Origin of the sequence: Nitrospirillum goiasense (genome assembly GCF_034427435.1) — a bacterium.
In the GTDB taxonomy this organism is placed as follows: Bacteria; Pseudomonadota; Alphaproteobacteria; order Azospirillales; family Azospirillaceae; genus Nitrospirillum.
Genome location: NZ_JAXQNP010000004.1, coordinates 209,175 through 229,403, shown reverse-complemented (window position 1 = coordinate 229,403; position 20,229 = coordinate 209,175). Strand labels below are relative to the sequence as shown.

At 66.9% G+C, this 20,229-nt stretch carries 18 protein-coding genes and 1 pseudogene; 4 read left to right on the top strand and 15 right to left on the bottom strand.

Features of this window, described 5'->3' with window-relative positions; genetic code table 11:
* Position 1 precedes the first annotated feature (1 nt).
* From ULB03_RS23030 to hutI, 6 genes are read right to left on the bottom strand one after another with little or no spacing between them, the layout of a single operon-like run.
* Positions 2 to 709, bottom strand: coding sequence for an ABC transporter permease (locus tag ULB03_RS23030; RefSeq protein WP_322486227.1), 708 nt, complete (start codon positions 707 to 709; stop codon positions 2 to 4).
* Positions 709 to 1,590 (bottom strand): transporter substrate-binding domain-containing protein, encoded by an 882-nt coding sequence (locus ULB03_RS23025; RefSeq protein ID WP_322485432.1) that lies wholly within the window; start codon positions 1,588 to 1,590, stop codon positions 709 to 711. The genes ULB03_RS23030 and ULB03_RS23025 overlap by 1 nt, the downstream gene beginning before the upstream one ends.
* 32 nt (positions 1,591 to 1,622) lie before the next feature.
* Complete coding sequence (locus ULB03_RS23020; RefSeq protein WP_322485431.1) at positions 1,623 to 2,216, bottom strand: HutD/Ves family protein; 594 nt, start codon at positions 2,214 to 2,216, stop codon at positions 1,623 to 1,625.
* Positions 2,217 to 2,224: 8 nt separating this feature from the next.
* On the bottom strand, positions 2,225 to 3,892 hold the full coding sequence (hutU, locus tag ULB03_RS23015; RefSeq protein WP_322485430.1) for a urocanate hydratase: 1,668 nt from the start codon (positions 3,890 to 3,892) through the stop codon (positions 2,225 to 2,227).
* 52 nt (positions 3,893 to 3,944) lie between these two features.
* On the bottom strand, positions 3,945 to 4,712 hold the full coding sequence (hutG, locus tag ULB03_RS23010; RefSeq protein WP_322485429.1) for an N-formylglutamate deformylase: 768 nt from the start codon (positions 4,710 to 4,712) through the stop codon (positions 3,945 to 3,947).
* A 17-nt stretch (positions 4,713 to 4,729) separates the two neighbouring features.
* Complete coding sequence (hutI, locus tag ULB03_RS23005) at positions 4,730 to 5,935, bottom strand: imidazolonepropionase (RefSeq protein WP_322485428.1); 1,206 nt, start codon at positions 5,933 to 5,935, stop codon at positions 4,730 to 4,732.
* 89 nt (positions 5,936 to 6,024) lie between these two features.
* Between hutI and ULB03_RS27530 the strand changes: the two are divergent.
* From ULB03_RS27530 to hutC, 3 genes and pseudogenes are all read left to right on the top strand, one after another.
* A pseudogene (locus ULB03_RS27530) lies at positions 6,025 to 6,114 on the top strand (hypothetical protein); the annotation flags it as partial.
* Positions 6,115 to 6,179: 65 nt separating this feature from the next.
* Positions 6,180 to 7,400 carry a formimidoylglutamate deiminase gene (locus ULB03_RS23000; RefSeq protein ID WP_322485427.1) on the top strand — a complete coding sequence of 407 codons (1,221 nt, stop codon included), beginning with the start codon at positions 6,180 to 6,182 and terminating at the stop codon, positions 7,398 to 7,400.
* Positions 7,397 to 8,107, top strand: coding sequence for a histidine utilization repressor (gene hutC / locus ULB03_RS22995; protein ID WP_322485426.1), 711 nt, complete (start codon positions 7,397 to 7,399; stop codon positions 8,105 to 8,107). Before ULB03_RS23000 ends, hutC begins: the two co-directional genes overlap by 4 nt.
* Positions 8,108 to 8,146: 39 nt before the next feature.
* Here the strand turns inward: hutC and ULB03_RS22990 are convergent, their stop codons facing one another.
* A complete protein-coding gene (locus ULB03_RS22990) occupies positions 8,147 to 10,552 on the bottom strand; it encodes a TonB-dependent receptor (RefSeq protein WP_322485425.1) in 2,406 nt (801 codons plus the stop codon).
* A 100-nt stretch (positions 10,553 to 10,652) separates the two neighbouring features.
* The gene (locus ULB03_RS22985) at positions 10,653 to 12,665 is read right to left on the bottom strand and encodes a tetratricopeptide repeat-containing sulfotransferase family protein (RefSeq protein ID WP_322485424.1); all 2,013 of its coding nucleotides are present in this window, start codon (positions 12,663 to 12,665) and stop codon (positions 10,653 to 10,655) included.
* Between the two features lie 235 nt (positions 12,666 to 12,900).
* Between ULB03_RS22985 and ULB03_RS22980 the strand changes: the two genes are divergently transcribed.
* Positions 12,901 to 14,391: an HAL/PAL/TAL family ammonia-lyase gene (locus tag ULB03_RS22980; RefSeq protein ID WP_322485423.1), complete on the top strand. Its 1,491-nt coding sequence runs from the start codon at positions 12,901 to 12,903 to the stop codon at positions 14,389 to 14,391.
* Positions 14,392 to 14,456: 65 nt separating this feature from the next.
* Here ULB03_RS22980 and ULB03_RS22975 read toward each other — a convergent pair whose 3' ends face one another.
* From ULB03_RS22975 to ULB03_RS22945, 7 genes are read right to left on the bottom strand one after another with little or no spacing between them, the layout of a single operon-like run.
* Entirely contained in the window at positions 14,457 to 15,278 is an 822-nt protein-coding gene (locus tag ULB03_RS22975; protein WP_322485422.1) for a hypothetical protein, read from the bottom strand.
* A 35-nt stretch (positions 15,279 to 15,313) separates the two neighbouring features.
* On the bottom strand, positions 15,314 to 15,637 hold the full coding sequence (gene trxA / locus ULB03_RS22970; protein WP_322485421.1) for a thioredoxin: 324 nt from the start codon (positions 15,635 to 15,637) through the stop codon (positions 15,314 to 15,316).
* A gap of 15 nt (positions 15,638 to 15,652) precedes the next feature.
* Entirely contained in the window at positions 15,653 to 16,357 is a 705-nt protein-coding gene (locus ULB03_RS22965) for a metallopeptidase TldD-related protein (protein ID WP_322485420.1), read from the bottom strand.
* Positions 16,357 to 17,103, bottom strand: a complete 747-nt coding sequence (locus ULB03_RS22960; RefSeq protein WP_322485419.1) for a PmbA/TldA family metallopeptidase — start codon at positions 17,101 to 17,103, stop codon at positions 16,357 to 16,359. The genes ULB03_RS22965 and ULB03_RS22960 overlap by 1 nt, the downstream gene beginning before the upstream one ends.
* A complete protein-coding gene (locus ULB03_RS22955) occupies positions 17,100 to 18,458 on the bottom strand; it encodes a TldD/PmbA family protein (protein WP_322485418.1) in 1,359 nt (452 codons plus the stop codon). Before ULB03_RS22955 ends, ULB03_RS22960 begins: the two co-directional genes overlap by 4 nt.
* Positions 18,455 to 18,625 (bottom strand): hypothetical protein, encoded by a 171-nt coding sequence (locus tag ULB03_RS22950; RefSeq protein ID WP_322485417.1) that lies wholly within the window; start codon positions 18,623 to 18,625, stop codon positions 18,455 to 18,457. The genes ULB03_RS22955 and ULB03_RS22950 overlap by 4 nt, the downstream gene beginning before the upstream one ends.
* On the bottom strand, positions 18,565 to 20,226 hold the full coding sequence (locus ULB03_RS22945) for an ABC transporter ATP-binding protein/permease (protein ID WP_322485416.1): 1,662 nt from the start codon (positions 20,224 to 20,226) through the stop codon (positions 18,565 to 18,567). The genes ULB03_RS22950 and ULB03_RS22945 overlap by 61 nt, the downstream gene beginning before the upstream one ends.
* Between the last annotated feature and the right edge of the window lie 3 nt (positions 20,227 to 20,229).

Below are 20,229 nucleotides of genomic sequence, written 5' to 3'. Positions count from 1 at the left end.
CTCAGCCCCTGTCCCACCGGTTGGAATACCGGCCGCCATAGTGGAAGGCCGTGCTGGAAAGGGTGGTGAGCACCAGGTAAAGCGCCATGGCCACGCCGAAAAACAGGAAGGGATGCCGGGTCGACCCGGCGGCCACCAGGCTGGTGCGCATCAGCTCGCTCAGCCCGGTGACGGCGATAAGGGCGCTGTCCTTCAGGTTGAACTGCCAGACGTTGCCCAGCGCGGGCAGGACGACGCGCGCCACCTGTGGCAGGACGATGCGGTGGAAGCACAGGAGGTCGCCAAAGCCCATGGCCCGCGCCGCCTCGAACTGGCCCCTGGGAATGGCGCCGACCCCACCCCGGAAAATCTCGGCCTGGTAGGCCGCAGACACCAAGCCGACGGACAGGCTGCCGACCAGGAAGGGCGGCGGCAGCCCCGGGGCGTCCCAGCCGAAGGTCTCGGCCAGCGACAGGATCAAGGAGGGCAGACCGAAGTACAGCAGCAGGATGACCAGCAACTCCGGCACGCCGCGCAAGACCACGCCATAAACCAGCGCCGTCCGCCGCAGCCAGCGCGGCCCCTTCAGCCGCGCCCAGGCCAGCAGGACGCCCAGCACCGTGCCGATGGCCATGGAGGCGGCGGACACCGCCAGGGTGAGCAGGCAGCCCTTCAACAGCAGGGGCGCCCAGCCGTCCGGCCCGAAGCCGAGGAGCGTGAGGTCGTCCATCACGGTTGGGGGCTCCCGCCGGCGGCGGCCGGATGAGGCTCCAGGGTCGGGGTGGCGTCAGCCTTGAACCATTTCAGGCTGAGGCGCCGCACGGTGCCATCCTCCACAGCGGAGCGGATGGCGGCGTTCAGGCGTTCCGCCAGAGCGACGTCGTCCTTGCGCAAGCCGAAACCCTCACCGGCGCCCAGTTCGCCGCCGATCAACTCCGGCCCCACCAGGACCAGGTCCTGCGCGTCGGGTGCGGCCAGCAGCGGCCGCAGGTAGGTCGTGTCGTCCAGCGTCAGGTCGATGCGGCCGCTCAGCAGGTCCAGGTCCCGTTCGCCCATGGTGCGATAGGATTTAACGGTGATGACGCCGGCCAGGTACTTGTCCAGGAAGGCGTCGTAGGTGCTGGAGATGGCGACGCCCAGGGTCTTGCCGCGCAACTCCTCGCGCAGGGCCGCCAGCGCCTGGGTCTGGCGCTCGGGCGTGGGGCTGGCGTCCAGGTCCAGCACCAGGCCCCGGTTGGCCATGCGGGCCAGGGGGCTGTCCTTCTGGGTGACGAAAACCCCGGTGGTGATGGCGTACGGCAGGGAGAAGGCCAGCACGGCCTTGCGCGCCGGCGTGATCTGCAACGCGTCGGCGATGACATCGATCTTATGGGCCTGCAACGCGCCGATCATGCCGTCCCAATCCTGGGCCACCAACTGGCACCGCAGGTTCGCCCGCTGGCAAAGGATCTGCAACAGATCGGGCTCGAAACCGATGAGGGTGCCGTCGGGCCGGGTGATGTTCCACGGCGGGAAGGCCCCCTCCGTCCCGATCACGACGGTCCGGGGCGGCGGCTCCTCCGCCCCGGAGGCCCTTCCCCAGGCGGCCGACAGGGAAAGCGCCGCCGCCATTGCGAAACCAATACCCGCGCGCAAAAGCCTCCTCATGGTACGTCCGCACCGGTCAGGGGGACGATGTCGACCAGCCAGCAGGCTGCGGCGGCCTGGACCAAGACGGGCGCCGTCATGCCGGAGGCGAATGACAGGGCGTCCAGCCGGCCGAGGGTGTACGTCTCATCACCGCAGGTCACCCGCGCCTCGCCGGCCGCCACCAGCAAACGCGTCGCCGTGGGGTTGGCCGACAGCGATGACGGGCCTGGGGGCAAACGGTGTTGCGCGCCCCGCGCGGCCCCCCGGCGCACCATCAGGTTCAGGTCGGTGACGGCCCCGCCATCCGGCGTTCCCGATACCGGCACGTCGCCGGGAAACGCGTGGGCTGCCGTTTCCGGCGTCACCAGGACGGGGACCGTGCCGCCGCCGAAGTCCAGCAGCAAGCGGCCGTCCAGCACCGCCAGCACGCGGTCGATGCCCGGGAAGTGGGAAAAGGGCCCTGCCTCCCGCACTTCCGCTATGCTGACGCGCCAGAGGATGTCGCCCGTGCCGTCGTCCTGGCGGGCGACCTCGCGGGTGACGCCGCCCCCGTTCTTCCACGGCTGGGCGGGCCGTGAGGCCGAGGGAAGCAGCCGGACACCGCTCATCCCAGGGCTCATCCCAGGATGCCGGGCAGGTCAAGGCCCATGGCGCGGGCACAGTCGCGGGCGATGTCGTAGCCGGCATCGGCATGGCGCATCACGCCCGTGGCCGGGTCGTTCCACAGGACGCGCTCCAGCCGCTTGGCGGCTTCGGGGGTGCCGTCGGCGACGATGACCATGCCGCTGTGCTGGGAATAGCCCATGCCCACGCCGCCGCCATGGTGCAGCGACACCCAGGTGGCGCCCGACGCGGTGTTCAGCAGCGCGTTCAGCAGCGGCCAGTCGGAGACCGCGTCGCTGCCGTCCCGCATGGCTTCCGTCTCGCGGTTGGGGCTGGCGACGCTGCCGCTGTCCAGATGGTCGCGGCCGATCACCACGGGGGCCTTCAGCTCACCCTTGGCCACCATCTCATTGAAGGCCAGGCCCAGGCGGTGGCGATCCCCCAGCCCGACCCAGCAGATGCGGGCCGGCAGGCCCTGGAAGCGGATCCGCTCCCGCGCCATGTCCAGCCAGTTGTGCAGGTGCCGGTTGTCCGGCAGCAGCTCCTTCACCTTGGCGTCGGTCTTGTAGATGTCCTCGGGATCGCCGGACAGGGCCGCCCAGCGGAAGGGGCCGATGCCACGGCAGAACAGCGGGCGGATGTAGGCGGGCACGAAGCCGGGGAAGTCGAAGGCGTTGGCGACCCCCTCGTCCTTCGCGACCTGGCGGATGTTGTTGCCATAGTCGACGGTGGGCACCCCCGCCGCCTGGAAGTCCAGCATGGCCTGGACGTGCACCGCCATGCTGGCGCGCGCGGCGGCGGCCACGGCCTGCGGCTCGCGTTCCCGCCGCTCGACCCACTCGCCCACCGTCCAGCCCGCGGGCAGGTAGCCGTTCACGGGATCGTGGGCCGAGGTCTGGTCGGTCAGCAAATCCGGGCGGATGCCGCGCCGGACCATCTCAGGCAGCAGTTCGGCGGCATTGCCCAGCAGACCGACCGACACCGCCTTCTTCTCGGCACAGCTGCGTTCAATGATGGCCATCGCCTCATCAATGGTTTCGGCGGCATGGTCCAGATAGCCCGTCCTCAGGCGCATCTCAATACGGCTGCGCTGGCATTCGATGGCCAGGCAGGAGGCGCCGGCCATGACGGCGGCCAGCGGCTGCGCCCCGCCCATCCCGCCCAGACCGGCGGTCAGCAACCAGCGGCCCGAGAGGTCGCCACCGTAATGCTGGCGGCCCATCTCGACAAAGGTCTCATAGGTCCCCTGCACGATGCCCTGGGACCCGATGTAGATCCAGGAACCGGCCGTCATCTGGCCATACATGGCCAGGCCCTTGCGATCCAGCTCGTGAAAATGCTCCCAGGTGGCCCATTTCGGCACCAGGTTGCTGTTGGCGATCAGGACGCGCGGGGCATCGGGATGGGTGCGGAAAACGCCCACCGGCTTGCCGGACTGGACCAGCAGGGTCTGGTCGGCCTCCAGCCGCGTCAACGCCTCCACGATCCGGTCATAGCTCTGCCAGTCGCGGGCGGCGCGGCCGATGCCACCGTAGACCACCAGCTCCTCCGGGCGTTCCGCCACGTCGGGGTGCAGGTTGTTCATCAGCATGCGCAGCGCCGCCTCGGTCAGCCAGCTTTTGGCGGTGCGTTCCGTGCCGGTGGCGGGGCGGATGACACGGGTGTTGTCGATGCGGCTCATAGGGTCCTTCCCAGGCTGGTGGCGAAGGCGAGGCAGTCGTTCAGGATCCCGGTCAGGATCGTGACGAGAGGGCTCGCGTATGCGGGGTCGAAGGGGGCGGCCAGGTGCCGGGGCCGGGCTCGTCGGGTTCGGCGAGATAGCCCCGGATGGCCAGTTCCATCTGAATGGCGTGGATGCCCTCGGCGGGGCGGCCGTAGTGGCGCGTCGTCCAACCGCCTTTGAACCGGCCATTCAGCACGTGGCTGTGGCCGCTGGCGGCGCAGCGGTCGTGGATGGCGGTCGCCAGCGCCCCATCGCAGGTGACGCCGCCGTTGGTGCCGATGTTGAACTGCGGCAGGGGGCCGTCGAACAGGCGCGGGATGACGCTGCGGATGGAATGGGCGTCATACAGGACGACGGCGCCATGGCTTCGCCGCAGCCGGGCCAGCTCGGCCCGGATGGCGGCATGGTAGGGATCGAAGTAGGCCGCCCGCCGCGCGGCGATGTCGGCGGCATCCGGCGGGGGCCCGGCGTAAAGCGGTTCCCCATCGAAGGTGGTGACGGGGCAGAGGTCGGTTGTCGCTTGACCCGGATAAAGCGACGCGCCGGAGGGGTCGCGGTTGACGTCGATGACGCTGCGCGACAGCCGCGTCCGGATGGTGGTGGCCCCCAGGTCCGCCGCGAAGGCGTACAGCCGGTCGATCCACCAGTCGGCGTCCTTGCGCGCCAGCCAGGGCGACGCGAAACGGCCGAGCAACCCACCCGGTATGTCGGTGCCGGTATGGGGAAAGGTCACGACCAGGGGCGCGTCGCCGCGGTGGATTTCCAGCCAGTCCGTCATCTCACCAGTCCGTCATCTCAGTTGCCCCGCCAGACGCGCGCGTGCAGGGGGTTGAACCCCATGCGATAGACCAGGTCGGCCGGCCGCTCGATATCCCAGATCGCCAGGTCGCAGGACTTGCCCACCTCCAGCGTGCCGATCTCATGCTGCAGCCCCAAGGCGCGGGCGGCGTTGCGGGTGACGCCGGCAATGCATTCGTCCACCGTCATGCGGAACAGGGTGGCGCCCATGTTCATGACCAGCAGCAGCGAGGTCAGGGGCGAGGTGCCGGGGTTGCAGTCGGTGGCCAGGGCCATGGGCACGCCGGCCGCACGGAAGGCGTCCACGGGTGGCAGCTTGGTTTCCCGCACGAAATAGAAGGCGCCGGGCAGCAGCGTCGCCACGGTGCCGGCCGCCGCCATGGCCGCCACGCCGCCGGCGTCCGTATGTTCCAAGTGGTCGGCCGACAGCGCACCGTGCCGGGCCGCCAGCGCGGCACCCGCCAGGTTGGACAACTGGTCGGCATGCAGCTTGACCGGCAGGCCATGGGCGGCGGCGGCGGCGAACACCCGCGCCGTCTGATCCGGCGTGAAGCCGATGCCTTCGCAGAAGGCGTCGACGGCATCGGCCAGCCCCTCCCCCGCCGCCGCGGGCAGCACGGTATCGCAAAGGAAGTCGACGTAGCCGTCGGCGTCACCGCCGAATTCAGGCGGCAGCGCATGGGCGCCCAGGAAGGTGGTGGCGATCCGCACCGGCCGCGCTTGCCCCAGCCGCCGCGCGGCGCGCAGCATGCGCAACTCCGCCTCCAGGTTCAGCCCATATCCTGATTTGACCTCCACCGTCGTCGCCCCTTCCGCCATCAGGGCGTCCAGACGGGGCAGCGCGCTGGCCGTCAGCGCCGCCACATCGGCGTCGCGCGTGGCGCGCATGGTGGAAAGGATGCCGCCGCCGGCCCGGGCGATCTCCTCGTAGGAGGCGCCGGCCAGCCGCAATTCGAACTCATGCGCCCGGCTTCCGCCATGGACCAGGTGTGTGTGACAATCGATCAAGCCGGGGGTGATCCAGCGGCCAGCGCAGTCCACCACCACGTCGGGGTCGAAATCGGGCGCGTCGGCGATGGCGCCGGCGTAGGCGATCAGGCCGTCACGCATGGCCACGACACCATCGCGAACGATGCCCAGCCCAGACCGCGCCCCGACCAGAGTCGCCAAATGGGCGTTTGTCCAAAGCTTGTCGCAACGCATGCCCGTTCTCCCGGCGGCTCAGGTCCGCCTCTATGGTTGCGTTCGCACCTTAGAATGTATAGACATATGGCGCAACAGGAGAATGCACCATGGGCACTGACGGCGGTTCGAACGGGGCTTTCCATTTCGAGCAGGCCCTGCTTCCCGAGGGTTGGGCGGACAATGTGCGGCTGACGGTCCGGGACGGCGTCATCGCCATCCTGGAACGGGACGCGCCCCCCAGGCCGGTGATGAGCGGCGGCCGGTGGTCACACCGGGACTGCCCAACCTTCACAGCCATGCCTTTCAGCGCGGCATGGCCGGCCTGGCGGAGGTGCGCGGGCCGGCAGGCGACAGCTTCTGGACCTGGCGCGACGTCATGTACCGCTTCGTCGACCGCCTTTCGCCCGACGACCTGCACGCCATTGCCGCCCTGGCCTATATGGAAATGCTGGAGGGCGGGTTCACCCGTGTCGGGGAATTCCATTACCTCCATCACGACCGCGATGGCGGGCGCTTCGCCGACCCGGCGGAAATGACCGCCGCCATCGTCGCGGCGGCGGCGGAAACCGGCATCGCGCTGACCCACCTGCCCGTGTTCTACGCGCATTCCGGTTTCGGCGGCGCGGCGCCGGGGCATGGACAGCGGCGCTTCCTGAACGACCTGGACGGCTTCGCCCGCCTGCTGGATGGGGCGCGGACCAAGGCGCGGGCCCTGCCCGACGCGGTCGTCGGCGTGGCGCCGCACAGCCTGCGCGCGGTGACGCCCGAGGAATTGGACCAGGTGGTCGGCCTGGCCGGCGCCGCCCCCGTGCATATCCACATCGCCGAGCAGGTGAAGGAGGTTGAGGACTGCGTGGCCTGGAGCGGAGCGCGGCCGGTGGAATGGCTGCTGGCCAACGCCGCCGTGGACGCCCGCTGGTGCCTGGTGCACGCCACCCATGTGACGCCGGCGGAGGTCGCGGCCATGGCGGCGCGCGGCGCGGTGGCTGGCCTCTGCCCCATCACCGAGGCCAACCTGGGCGACGGCATCTTCCCGGCCGCCGCCTACCTGTCCGCCGGCGGCCGGTTCGGCGTCGGATCGGACTCGAACGTCCTGATCGACGCGACCGAGGAACTGCGGCTGTTGGAATACGGCCAGCGCCTGGCGGGCCGCAGCCGCAACGTGATCGCGACGGCACCGGGACGGTCGACAGGCCAGGATTTGATGGAGGGCGCGCTGGCGGGTGGCGCCGCCGCACTGGGCGCCCCGGCCGCCATCGCGGTCGGACACGCGGCGGACCTGGTCAGCCTTGACACCCGGCATCCCTCCCTGCATGGCCGGCGGGGCCCGGCGCTGTTGGACGCCCTGATCTTCGCCGCCGGCCGGCAGGCCATTGACGGGGTCTGGCGCCGGGGCGAGCAGGTGGTTAATACTGGCCGGCACCAACGGCGGGACGCCATTGTCACCCGTTACCGCCAAGTCCTCGAAAGATTGACCCAGTGACGCTTTCCCTGCATGAGCGCATTCGAACGGACATAGAGTCGGCCATCCTGTCGGGAAAGCTGGCACCGGAAGACCGGCTCCCCGTCGAGCATGAGCTGATGCAGACCTATCAGTGCTCGCGCATGACGGTTAACAAGGCGCTGTCCGCCTTGGCCGCGGCCGGTCTGATCGAACGGCGCAAGGGCGCCGGTTCCTTCGTGGGGCGCCCCCACGCGCATTCCATGATCCTGGACGTCCCGGACCTGCCGGTCGAGGTGGCCAAACGCGGCCATGTCTACGGCTATCAGCCGCTGGTGCGGAAGCTGCGGGCGGCCGCCCGGGGGAACGCCGAGGAGGAGTTTCTGGCCGGCGGGCGCCGGCTGCTGCAGTTGGACGGCCTGCATTCCGCCGACGGCGTCCCCTTGGCGGTGGAACGCCGCCTGGTCAGCTTGGCCGCGGTGCCGGCCATCGCGGACGCCGACCTTGAGAAGGAGCCGCCGGGAACCTGGCTGTTGCGGCATGTGCCGTGGACGGAGGCGGAAACCCGCATTTCCGCCGTTCCCGCCGATGCGGAGATCGCGCGTCTTTTGAAAACGCCGGCCGGCACGGCCTGCTTGCTGGTGGAACGGCAGACCTGGCGCAGTTCGGAACGGATCACGGCCGTGCGCCAGTATTTCCTGGGCACGGCCTATCACCTGGTCGCGCGGTTCGGCAGCAGCCGGCCGTGACGGCCTGCGGGCCCGAGGGACCGCAGGCCAGACGGGACATCAGAACTTCTGACCGAACTTGACGCCGAACAGTCGCGGCTTCGTGGGATAGATGCGCGCGTACTGGCCGGAGATTTCCGGAGCGGAGAAGGTGTTCCGGGTCAGCCCCCCACGTTCGTCGAACAGGTTCTGGATATAGAACTCGGCGGTGGTATTGCCGATCTTGCCGCCCATTGACACGTCGACGGTGGTGAAACCCGGGCTGTCGCCGACGAGTTCATCCGCCGTGGTCCCCAGGAAGCTGCGCGTGCTGCTCTGGTGGTTCAGGGAACCCTGGACGAAGCTGTCCACATCCCCCAGCAGGAATTCATAGCGCGCCGTCGTGTTGAATTTGATGCGGGGCTGCACCGGCAGCCGCGTGCCCTTCGGCGCCGCGATGATGCCGGAGGCGCAGTCCGGGTTACTGTTGGCGCCGATGGCGCAGAAGTCGGTCGTCAGTCGGGCGTCGTTGAAGGCGCCCGATGCCGACAGGGTCAGGCTGCGGGTGACGGCCCATGTGATGTCCGTCTCGACGCCGTACACCCGGGCGTCGCCGGCGTTGTAGATGTTGGTCACGCTGCCGGAGTTGAGCGCCACCAGGGCGTATTGCAGGTTGTTCCATTCCTCGTAATAGACGGCGCCGTTGAAGCGCAACTTTTGATCGAACCAGGACGTCTTCCACCCCAGCTCGTAATTGTCCAGGGTATCAGAGCCATAGGGCTCAACCGCCGCCCGCCGGTTGTTGCCGCCGGGGCGGTAACCGGTGGAATATGTGGCATAGACCATGCGATCCGGGTCGATCTGCCACGTCACGTTCAGTTTGTGGGTCTCGCCGGAATCGTTGAAGCTTTTCTTGAGGTAGGAACAGCTGTTCAGCGACGGGAAGGGCGTCACGCAGCCGGCCTTCGCAGCGTCGCTGGCGAAACCCGAGAAGCCGGTCAGCGTGTTGTCGGCGATGAACCCGCGCACGCCACCGGTCAGGGTGACGCTGGGCAGGATGTCATAGGAAGCCTGGCTGAACACCGCGTAGTCGCGATCGACGATGTGCACGTTGGTCAGGAAGATGTCGTCCTGATATACGGGCGATCCCTGCTGGGACGACCCGTAGCCCGGGGCGTAATAGTTGGCCTGGAACTGGTTGGTCTGCTCTTGATAGAACAGGCCGGCGGTGACCCGCCAGCGGTTGGCGGCGGGTGAGCTGAAGCGCAGCTCATGGCTTTGCTTGGTCAGATCCTGATGCCCATAGTAATATTGGGTCGGGTCGATCTGCTTACCCATGGAATTCGTGAAATAGCCGTAGTTCGGATAGGCGTCGTACGCGACGGTGTAATAGCTGTAGTCGGCATGGGTGTCGATCGACCGCTGCATATAGCCGCCGGAATAGAGCACATCCCAATCCCAGACCTTGCCCTCGACCGTCAGGGCCGCCTGGTACCACTTGTCGATATTGCGTTCCGGCGCATAGTCGTGGACCTGCAGGTCACCGGCCTTGGGATCGTAAAGGAAGGAGCCGTTGGACCGCTGGTGCTGGGCGATGACCTGCGGCGTCACGGTCCAGTCGTCGTCCAGGTCGATGCCCAGGGCCACGCGGCCGCCATAGGTGTCGACATCGTTGAAGTTCTTTTTGACGAACTTGGAGTTGTCCACGGTGATGGGGCTGTTGACCACCGTGCCGTCGTCCAGGGTATGGGGGCTCTGGTAGGTGCGCTGGTGGTAGGTGTTGTCGATGTAGCCGCCGTCGTGCTCATCATAGCCGACGATGCGCACCGCCGCCTTGCTGCTCAAGGGAACGTTGACGAAGCCCTCGATGGTGCCGCCCAGGCTGCCCTTGTCGAAGCGGGTGCCCTGGACGTCATAGCCGGCGGAGAACTTGGACGTGTCCGGCTTGTTGGTGATGATGCGCAAGGTGCCGGACAGGGAGCTGGCGCCGTAGAGCGTACCTTGCGGCCCGGACAGCGCCTCGACCCGGGCGACGTCGTAGATATGGATGTCCAGCAGGGAGCCGATGGTGGTGACCGGAATTTCGTCCAAGTAAAAGCCGCTGGTGGGCAGGGCCCCGAACGGCAGGCCGTCGCCGCCGGAGGAGATGCCGCGGAAGAACAGCTGGCTTTGGCCCGGCCCGAAAGACTGGAAAGACACGCTGGGCAATTGCTTGGCGTAGTCGTCGAAGGACTGGACCTGGTGTTGCTCCAGCGTCGCAGCACCCAGGGCCTGCAGGCTGATGGGCACGTTCTGCAGGTTCTCGCTGCGCTTCTGCGCCGTCACCAGGATTTCCATCAGGCCGTCATTCGCCGCAGAGTCCGGGACCGCCGGCGCGGCGGGAGGGACATCGGCGGCCAGAGCCGATTGCAGGCCCGACAGTGGCGCCAGCGCCGTGGAGGCCAGCAGCAGGACCAGCCTGCTGGCCCGCGTGGTCTTAACTCTCATTATGATCGCCCTTTCCCATGAAGTTCCGCTTCTGTCCCTGTTCTTGTGGGTCTTCCGCCCTTTGGTATTTTGTTCTTTTTATTTATATTGACTTACACAACTACAGCTCAACTTCCGGATATGTGTGCAGCACGGTCCCCAGCGCCGCCTTCAGCGGGGCCAGCCAGGGCTCGAAACGCCGCCAGTGGTCCAGCCCTTCGGTGAAGATGGGCTGGCGCACCTGCTCGGAACTGGGAGTGCGCACGGTGCGCCTGTTGTCCCAAAAGGCCAGGCAGCCGTCCTCGAACGGCAGGCCCAGATGGTCCAGCAGCGCATGGACCTCGTTTTCGGTGTCGGCCACCAATCGTTCATAGATGACCCGGTGCACGCAGCCGGGTGCCGCCCGGTCCACATGGGCCATGAGCGTGGCGTAATCCGCGTAATAACGCCCCAGCTCCGCCAAGTCGTAGGTGAAGGCCTGGCCGCGCGCGAAATGCTGCTTGTAGGCGGACCAGCCGACGCCCAGGGGATGCCGGCGGACATCGACGATCCGGGCCTTGGGCAGGATGGCGCGGATCAGCGCGACGTGCATCCAGTTGTTGGGCATCTTGTCGATGAAGAACGGCTTCGCCTCGTGCCGGTGCACCCGCGTCCGCGCGATGTATTCGGCCCCCAACGCCGCCAAGGCGTCGGGGGGAAGATCGTCCAGGCATTCCGGATACCGCCCGGCGGCCGCCCCTTTGCCGGGGGACGCCAGACGCGCGGCGATCGCCATCATGTCGGGCAGTTCGCTGGTGCCCTCGACCATGCTATGGCTGGCCAGGATCTGTTCCACCAGGGTGGAGCCCGACCGGGGCAGGCCGACGATGAAGATGGGGTCGGGCGCCTGGCAGCCGCCACGGTCCCGGGCCAGGAATCCCTGGTCGACCATGGCGGTGATGCGGGCGCACTGGTCGTGGGTCTCATCCGCGTCGTAGCTCAGCTGGGCCCGGCGCAGGCGATTGCCCTCGGCATAGGCCCGGAAGGTGGCCGCGTCATCACTTCCCGCATCCTCAAGCGCCTTGCCCAACGCGAAATGCAGGTGCAGCCGGTTTTCGTCGTCCGCGGTGGCGCGCAAGCCGCGTTCCATGGCCGCCCTGTCGTCGGCGGAAAAGCGAAAGGTCTTGAGGTTGGCCAGGCTCCACCACGCCTCGCCCAGCGTGGGTTGCTGGCCGAGGGCGGTGCGATAGGCGGTGATGGCGTCGTCGACCCGGCCGATCGCCTTCAGGACATGGCCGTAGCTCATCCAGCCTTTGGCCTGCTGCGGGTGGCGGGCCAGGACGTGGGCGTAGACGGCGGCGGCGCCATCCTGGTCGCCAATGCGAACCAGCAGCGAGGCCTTGAGCATCAACACCGACGGATTGTCCGGCTCCTCCGCCAGCAGATGCTCCACCTCCGCCAGGGCCTCAGCCGGCCGGTTGTGCCGTTGCAGCGTGCGGGCCAGCAGCTCGCGGGCCGCCGTGAAGGCGGGCGCCAGTTCCAGCGCGCGCCGCAGCAGGGTGATGGCATCGTCGTACCGGCCCAGGCGCACCGCCAGCTCAGCCATCATGCGAATGGCCGCCACATCCGTGGGCTGGGCGCGCAACCGGTCGCGCAGCGCCCGTTCCGCCACGTTCAACCGCCCCTCGATCATGGCCACGGCGGCCTGGGCCAGGACGGGATCACGGGTGGAGGCCTTCACGCCAGCCAGGTGGGCCCGCTCCGCCTCCTCATGCTCGCCGGCGAGGGCCAGCGTGTCGGCCAGCGCCCGCCAGGCGGCGGCCAGATCCGGGCTGAGCGCGCCGGCGCGGCGCATTTCGGCCAGGGCATCGGTAAGCTGGCCCAGGTCGCGCAACGCCATGCCTAGTTCCAAGGCCGTGGCGGCCGACTTCGGCTCCGCCACCGCCAGCCGGCGGAGTATCTCCACCGCTGCCTGGACGTCCCCCGCCAGCCTGAGGGCGCGCCCCTGGATCAGCCGCGCGCGCGGGTGATCGGGTACCGCGCCCAGCACTTCCGCCACCTGCGCGATGGCCAGCGCCGGGGCGCGGTCGACCAGCGTGGCCGCGTGGTCCAGGGCCGTATCGATGGAAACCAGGGACGGCGCGGCGCCGGTCATGCGCCCCTCGCCTGCGGACCGGGATGGAAGGGATATGCAAGGTCCGACATGGAATGCCAACTCCTGCTTCGTTTGGGATGGCCCGTTTGTCCCCGCTGGGCCGGGTTCCGTTGCCGGCGCCGCCCGTTCATGCATATTGTCTATACATTCACGCGTCGATTTAGTCTATACATAATTGCCAGATCGCGCCGCCGGCCGCATGAATCTTGCGGCTTATGGACCAAAGGAGCAAACAATGACGCCACCCGTCCTGCTGAATGGTCCCCTGACCTGGCGCGATCTCAGCGCCGTCGCCCGGGGCAGCGACCTGGTGCTGTCCCCGGACGCCTGGGCCCGCATCGGGAATGCCCATGCCGTGGTCGAGGCCATCGTGGCGCAGGGCATCCGGGCCTACGGCGTCAACACCGGTGTCGGCGCGCTGGTGAGCACGGTGGTGGACCGCGCCAAGCAGCGCGACCTGTCGCGCAACCTGGTTATGAGCCATGCCTGCGGCATGGGACAGCCGCTGGAGACGGCGGCCGTACGGGGCATCATCGCCGCCCAGATCAACAATTTCGCGCATGGCCGCTCCGGCGTGCGACCCGACCTGGTGCAGGGCCTGCTGACACTGTTGGCCCGGGGCTGCATACCGGAGGTGCCGTCACGCGGGTCGGTGGGCTATCTGACCCACATGGCCCATATCGGCCTGGTCCTCATTGGTGCCGGCTCTGCCTACATGGGTGGGCGGCGCCTGTCGGGGCGGGAGGCGCTGGACGCCATCGGCATGCCGCCCTTGGTGCTTGATTCCAAGGAAGGGCTGAGCCTGGTGAACGGATCGCCCTGCGCCACCGGCCTGGGCGGCTATGCGCTGTCGCGGATCGAACGCCTGCTGGCCGCGGCGGACGCCGTCGCGGCGCTGACGCTGGAGGCGCTGGGCGCCCAGATGTCGGCGTATGAGGCCCAGGTGCTGCAGATACGGATGTCGAACGGGCTGCACCGTACCGGCGCCGCCCTGCGGAACTACCTGGCGGGCAGCCGCCGCCTGGAACGGGCCGCGGGGACCCGGTTGCAGGACGCACTCAGCCTGCGGGCCGTGCCGCATGTGCACGGTGCTGTGCGGGACGCCTTCGACGGCGCCTGCGCCGTCATCGACCGGGAACTGCAATCCGTGACGGACAACCCCATCGTCTCCGGCACGCCAGCGGCGCCGGTCGTCGAGTCCGAGGCGCACGCCGTGGCGCCCGCGCTGGCCATCGCCCTGGATTCGTTGGCGATCGCCATCGCGCACCTGGGGGCCATCTCCGAACGTCATACCGACCGGCTGGTCAATCCGCTGGTCAGCGGCCTTCCGCCTTTCCTCGCCAGCGATCCCGGCGCCACCACCGGCTTCATGATCGCGCAGTACACCGCCTCCGCCCTGGTGGCGGACAACCGCCGCCTGTGCGCGCCGGCCAGCCTGGACGGCGGCATCAACTCCGCGCTGCAGGAGGACTATCTGGCCCATCCCACGGCGGCGGCCACCAAGCTTCTGGCCGTCATCGACAACACCGAACACATCCTGGGAATTGAGCTGCTGGCGGCGACCGAGGCGCATGACCTGGCGGTCGATCCGGCGGACCGCGCGCCCGGCACGGCCGCGATCCACGACCATGTGCGCGCCTGCGTCGGCCGTTATCGCGACGACCGGCCGCTGGCCGATCACCTCAACATCGGCGCCGACATCATCCGGAATGGCCTGCCGGCGTGACCGGCAGGCCATGGCGCTGGATCGCAGGACACATGGGGGCTTAGCGTGCGATGCCCGGGCGCTATCTACCGTTGGATCGGACCTGGTTCCGTGGCGGCACCACCCGCGAACAGCATCGTCAGATACTTGATGGCCTCACCCCAGCGCATGCGAATACCCGCGTTCACCTGGTCCAGATGAGCCTCGAACCGGCGCGCCAGGTCAGGTTCGCGCGCCCTGAACAGCACCGGATATTCCGGCATTTTTCCTGCCGTGCGGGCCGGGGCCTGTTCCCGCCAAATTTCGCTGAGCACCTTGTCCTTGCAAGCCTCATCCGCATCCGACCATTCCGGATCCGGCACCAACTCTCTTAGAAACCCCCAATTCCTGAACATCTGAACCAGTAGGCTGGGGGAGTCGCGCAGCGGCCAGGCCGCCGCCTCCCAAACCGAATACTGTAATTTACGCCGGTCGCCAGGCTGGGGATTCTCTTCCGACAGGGCGAGCAGTTCCTTGCGGATGCCGGCCCAATCGGCGCGCGGGACCGTTTCGCCGGCCCAAACCCTTTGGTGGAGTTTCGACAGGCGACCGGCGATGTCCGATGGGTCGATGTCATCCCGCGGCGGAACCAGCATCATCAGCAGGAAGCTATACAGCGCCGGGGTCAAGTCCGCCCCTGGCTCGATGGCTTCCACCAAATCACGCCAGGCCGCGATGTCGCTCTCGCTGCCCGCGAAGATCGGCATGACGTCCAGCACCAGCACCAAGGACGGGGGCAGGCCGTAGAACTGCGAAAAATCCTCAACCTCGATGGACATCAGGGCGGTAAGGGGCTTGGCATTCCGCCGGCCGGTGATGTGCCCCTCACGGATCAGCCCGTCGATCGTGTTGATCAGCGTCTGCTTCAAATCCGGACGACCGTGGAAGGCGGGTGTGTGCACCGTCATAACTTCTGCTCGATGATGGCGGTCAGTTGCGTGCGGGAGAGCGTGCCGACCCGGCGATGCACTTCTTCCCCGCCCTTGAACAGGATCAACACGGGGACGGTCTGGACACCAAAGCGGGCGGCCACGTCCGGTTCCGCCTCGATATCCACCTTGTAGACATCCATCTCGCCATCGAAATCGGCGGCAACCTCGTCAAGCACCGGTGCGAGGGCGCGGCAAGGCCCACACCACGGCGCCCAGAAATCCACCAGAACAGGGGTTGCCGTCCCCAATACCTTCGACTCAAATTCCACAGAATTGACGCTTGTCGCTTTCTTCATTTCGATTCCTCCAGACTACAAACTGCCACTTACGACCATTTCATCGATCCGCAGGGTCGGCTGTCCCACGCTGACGCTTACCGTTTGGCCGGCTTTGCCACAGGTGGCGATGCCCTCATCCAGGGCCCAGTCGTGGCCGACGGCGCGGATATGGCGCAGCGCCTCATGCCCGACGCCCACCAGCGTCACCCCCTTTACCGGGGCGGTGATCTTGCCCTCCTCGATGAGGTAGGCCTCGATGGCCGTGAAGTTGAAACGGCCGCTGGTGATGTCCACCTGGCCGCCGCCCATCCGGGGGGCGTAGATGCCCCGCGCCACCGAGGCGACGATGTCGTTCGGATCCTCCTGGCCAGCCAGTAAGAAGGTGTTCGTCATGCGCGGCATGGGCAGATGGGCATAGGACTGGCGTCGCGCGTTGCCCGTCGGCGTCATGTTCATGAGCCTGGCGTTCAGGCGGTCCTGCATCAGCCCCGTCAATCTTCCATTCTCGATCAGCGCGGTCTTTTGCCCGGGCGTGCCTTCATCATCGACACCCACGCTGCCCAGCCGGCCGGGTAACGACCCGTCATCCAGGACCGTCACCGTCTCGGGCGCGATACGCTCCCCCATGCGGCCGGCGAAGGCCGACAGGCCCTTGCGGTGATGATCGCCCTCAAGGCCATGGCCGACCGCCTCATGGAACAGCACACCCGCATAGCCCGGGCCCAACACGACGGGCATCACCCCCCGGGCGCGGGCCGGGCATCGAGGTTGACGGTCGCGATGCGTACGGCCTGGGACACGACCGGCGCCACCATCTCGTGCGTCAGGCCCTCCAGCCCATAGCGTCCGCCAACACCGGCACTTCCTTGAGCCCGCGTCCCGCCACGTTCCAGCACGACATGGATGAACAGCCGCGTCACCGGACGCGCGTCGGCGACCAACTGCCCATCGGTATTGGCGATCAGCACCACCCGATGCGACGATGACAGGGAGGCGTTGACCTGGCGGACGGCGGGATGCTCCGCCCTTGCCAGCATGTCGACCTTTTCCAGCAGTTGGACCCAGGGCAACAGGTCGGCGGACGCCAAGGGGTCCTTCCGGGTGTACAGCCCATGGTCCGCAACCTGCGGGACAAGCGATACCGAGGGGGCCGACGCCACCCCGCCCCCCAGCTGGGTCAGAGCCCGGACCGTCTGGTGAGCGGACCTTATGGCTTCGGGCCGAAGGTCACTGGTATGCGCGAACGAGACCCGGTCGCCACATACGGCCCGGGAGCCAAGCCCCTGCCCGATGGAAAAGCTGCCCGCCGATACCTTGCCGTTGTCCAGCCGCCACTCCCGCGACTTGGTGCTTTCGAAGAACATGTCGGCGAAGTCGGCACCCGCCGCCAACTGCTCCAGCGCGCGCGACAGTTCGACCTCATCCAACTGATTGGGATGGAGGATCAGACGCCGCGCCCAATCCATGTGTGGCGGATTGTTCATGCCCGTCCTCCGATATGCATACCGTCAATCAAAATGGAGCCGACGCGAAAAACGCCGAACCGCTCGACGTCATCGCCGACATGGGTGATTCCCCGCAGCATCGCGCGCATGTCCCCGCCAAGGGTGACGCCAGCGACGGGGAAGCGCCGGACGCCGCCCTCAATCCAGTACCCCTCGACCGCGCGGCTCCAATGGCCCGTTGCCGGGTCTGTCCGGCCGCCGGTGATGGCGGTGACCAGCAAGCCCGTGCCAAGACGCCGCTGCATCGCCTCGGCGTCACCCCCGGCATGGCGGCTGGAGAGGGTCAGGTTATACGGCCCGCTGGCGTTGCCCGTCGTCCGCATGCCCAGGCGCCGGGCATTCAGGCTGTTCAGGAAGTAGCCGTTGACCACGCCGGCCTCGAGAACGAGGCGGCGGCTGCCGGCGACGCCTTCGGCATCGTAGGCGCCGCTGGCCAGCCCCCAGGGCTCAAACGGGTCCTCAATCAGGTTGAGATGATCCGCCGCAACCTGTTCCCCCAACGCCCCTGCCAGAAAACTGGCGCGGCGGTACTGGGCGGCCCCCATGAGCGCGCCGACCAAATCCTCGATCACCGTTTGCGCGGTACGCGGATTGAACAGGACCGGCCCAGTCACGGATGGCACGGGCCGTGCCCCCAATTGCTCGGCCGCCCCCCGCAGGGCACGCTCGGTCAACCATGCCGCCCCTCGGAGGTCACCTTGCCGGCGGGCCATGGACTGGGCGTAGTCCCGCGCCATGGCACCGTCCCGCATCGCTGTCACCGAACACCAGCGCGCCAAATTGGAACCGAGGCTCGAACGGCAAAAGCCGGACGAAGTGACCATCACCGACAAGGTCTCGGAACAGCTGAGCCCCACTTCCGACGTCCGCACTTCCGTCCCAGCCGGCCTTTCAACGGCCCGCAACGCGCGCTCCATGTCCAGCGCCTCATCGGCCAGCGCCGCCGCATCATCGCTGGCGGGCTCGAACAATGGGGGATGGGGAACGTCGTGGGCCAGATCGGCGGCCTCCGCCAAACCGTTGTCGGCGTCCGGCTGGGCCCATTGCATGATGCTGACCGCCTCCTGCACCAGGCGCTGGATGGCCCCGGCGTCAAAGGTGGTCGCGGAGGCCGATCCGACCCTGCCCTCCTTGAAGACTGTCAGATTCAGGAAGCGATGGCCGCTCCGCAGGGCCGTCTCCAACCGCCCGTCCCGTAAGCCAAGCTGAAGCCCGCCGCCGGAGGACGCATTGGCGCTCGCTTCCTTGGCGCCGGCGCGCAGCGCCAGTTCCACGGCCTGCTGGCTGGCGGCGCGCAGGCCCGCTTCGCCGTCGCTGATATAGGCGCTTATCATATGACTTCCTCTTCCGGGGCCAGCGTGGACTGCGTCGCCCCGTTCGCCGCCAAGGTCAGGCAATGGGTATGGAACGGCTTCAGGCGCTCATCATGCACGACGCTGATCAAGGTGATGGACGGCAGCCGCTCAAGCAGGGTGGTGTAGAAGTGCAACGCGTTCGCCATGTCCAAGGCGCTGGTGGCCTCATCGAGGACAAGGCGATCCGGCCGGTACAGCAGGATGCGGACCAGGGCCAATCGCTGCTGTTCCCCGGGGAGAGCTGATCCGCCCAGGAGCGGGATTCATGCAGACGCGGGGCGTGTTTCTCCAGCCCAACGACGCTGAGCAACGAAATGACCTGATCGTCCGCGTACCGCTCAGGCGAGGCGGGAAAACAGATGGCGTTCTTCAGGGTTCCGATGGGCAGGTAGAGGCGCTGGGGCACGAACATCGTCAGACCCTGGGACGGCACTTGAACCACCCCGGCGCCATCCGGCCATAGGCCGGCGACGGCCCTCATGGTCGAGCTTTTCCCTATCCCCGAGGGTCCCATCACGACCCAGCGCTGACCCGGCAGGATCGTCCACTCCCCAATGGTCAAGGACGCATTATTATAGAAGTCCAGCCGGAGACCCCGGGTGGAAATAGTGTCATCACCGTCCCTTATTATTTGGATATCGGTGGCGCCCTTCCGCTCCAACACCTGGTCGAAAGCCCAGATACGGTTGACGTTGGCAATTTGCTGGGCGAATGACTGAAAGGCCTGATAGAAAAATGAAAGGGAAGATGTCATTTGGCGGAATGCATCCTGCGCCGCCATAATCCCACCAAAGGTCAACGTACCGGCAAAATATCTCGGAATGGTCAGAAACAGAGGCAAAACCTGCCCAATATTACCGAACGCGTGCTGGGTCAAGTTGATGCCCATCTGGGCAAAAATCAGCCGGTGATAGTTCTTCCTGATATGGTCGAACGCCTCGCGCAAGGACTGAACTTCTGTTGACGCGGCATTCAGGAACGCGATTTGTTCAGCATTGCGGCGAATGTAGATCAAGCCGAAGCGGAAATCGGCCTCCACCTGCTGCTGGCGCATGGTGCGGGAAATCAGGGGCCGACCGACCCAAATGATGGCCCCGGTGGTCAGCGCCGTGTACAGCAGGGAGTACCACAGCATGTCGCCGGGTATGGAGATGTGATATCCCGCGATCAGGAACCGTATCGGCGCCGCCGCGCTCCAAAGCACAGAACCAAAACTGATGCCGGCCGTTATGGAACCAAAGAGACCTACTACTATGGCCATTACACTATTTGTGAAATCCCTAATATCTTCGGCTATTCGCTGGTCCGGATTATCAATCAGCGCGGCCCTTTCCATGGAATAGAACCCATTGTTCCTCATCCAGCGCGCCACGTATTCCGTGGTCAGGACAGTCCGCCATCTCATGGAGAACATGCCATAGAAGTACAAATCAAGGACGACGGCCAGGGCCGAACCGCCATTAATCAGAAAAAACTTGATCACCAGAGGCAAAAACAAGTCTATCTGTTTATTTTGGACGGCATCATAGAAAGAGTGCTGCCAATTATTGGCCTGAACGGACAGATAAATAACGATGTACTTTCCGCACAAAAGGAAAGCGGTGCCGAACCAGGCAAACATCCAATCCGAGGAAACCCAGTATGATGTCAGCAACTTGAGAAAGTGACGTACCCGCACCTCGGTACTGACGCTGGGGAGCCCGGCCTGTGGCCGGGCTCCCTGCACTGTATCGTTCGACATGCTCATTCA

Bases quoted from the DNA above. Each gene is read 5' to 3' on its own strand.
- ULB03_RS23030 (WP_322486227.1), bottom strand. From the start codon at position 709: ATGGACGACCTCACGCTCCTCGGCTTCGGGCCGGACGGCTGGGCGCCC.
- ULB03_RS23025 (WP_322485432.1), bottom strand. From the start codon at position 1,590: ATGGCGGCGGCGCTTTCCCTGTCGGCCGCCTGGGGAAGGGCCTCCGGG.
- ULB03_RS23020 (WP_322485431.1), bottom strand. From the start codon at position 2,216: ATGAGCGGTGTCCGGCTGCTTCCCTCGGCCTCACGGCCCGCCCAGCCG.
- hutU (WP_322485430.1), bottom strand. From the start codon at position 3,892: ATGAGCCGCATCGACAACACCCGTGTCATCCGCCCCGCCACCGGCACG.
- hutG (WP_322485429.1), bottom strand. From the start codon at position 4,712: ATGACGGACTGGCTGGAAATCCACCGCGGCGACGCGCCCCTGGTCGTG.
- hutI (WP_322485428.1), bottom strand. From the start codon at position 5,935: ATGCGTTGCGACAAGCTTTGGACAAACGCCCATTTGGCGACTCTGGTC.
- ULB03_RS22990 (WP_322485425.1), bottom strand. From the start codon at position 10,552: ATGAGAGTTAAGACCACGCGGGCCAGCAGGCTGGTCCTGCTGCTGGCC.
- ULB03_RS22985 (WP_322485424.1), bottom strand. From the start codon at position 12,665: ATGACCGGCGCCGCGCCGTCCCTGGTTTCCATCGATACGGCCCTGGAC.
- ULB03_RS22980 (WP_322485423.1), top strand. From the start codon at position 12,901: ATGACGCCACCCGTCCTGCTGAATGGTCCCCTGACCTGGCGCGATCTC.
- trxA (WP_322485421.1), bottom strand. From the start codon at position 15,637: ATGAAGAAAGCGACAAGCGTCAATTCTGTGGAATTTGAGTCGAAGGTA.
- ULB03_RS22965 (WP_322485420.1), bottom strand. From the start codon at position 16,357: ATGCCCGTCGTGTTGGGCCCGGGCTATGCGGGTGTGCTGTTCCATGAG.
- ULB03_RS22960 (WP_322485419.1), bottom strand. From the start codon at position 17,103: ATGAACAATCCGCCACACATGGATTGGGCGCGGCGTCTGATCCTCCAT.
- ULB03_RS22955 (WP_322485418.1), bottom strand. From the start codon at position 18,458: ATGATAAGCGCCTATATCAGCGACGGCGAAGCGGGCCTGCGCGCCGCC.
- ULB03_RS22950 (WP_322485417.1), bottom strand. From the start codon at position 18,625: ATGGCGAACGCGTTGCACTTCTACACCACCCTGCTTGAGCGGCTGCCG.
- ULB03_RS22945 (WP_322485416.1), bottom strand. From the start codon at position 20,226: ATGAGCATGTCGAACGATACAGTGCAGGGAGCCCGGCCACAGGCCGGG.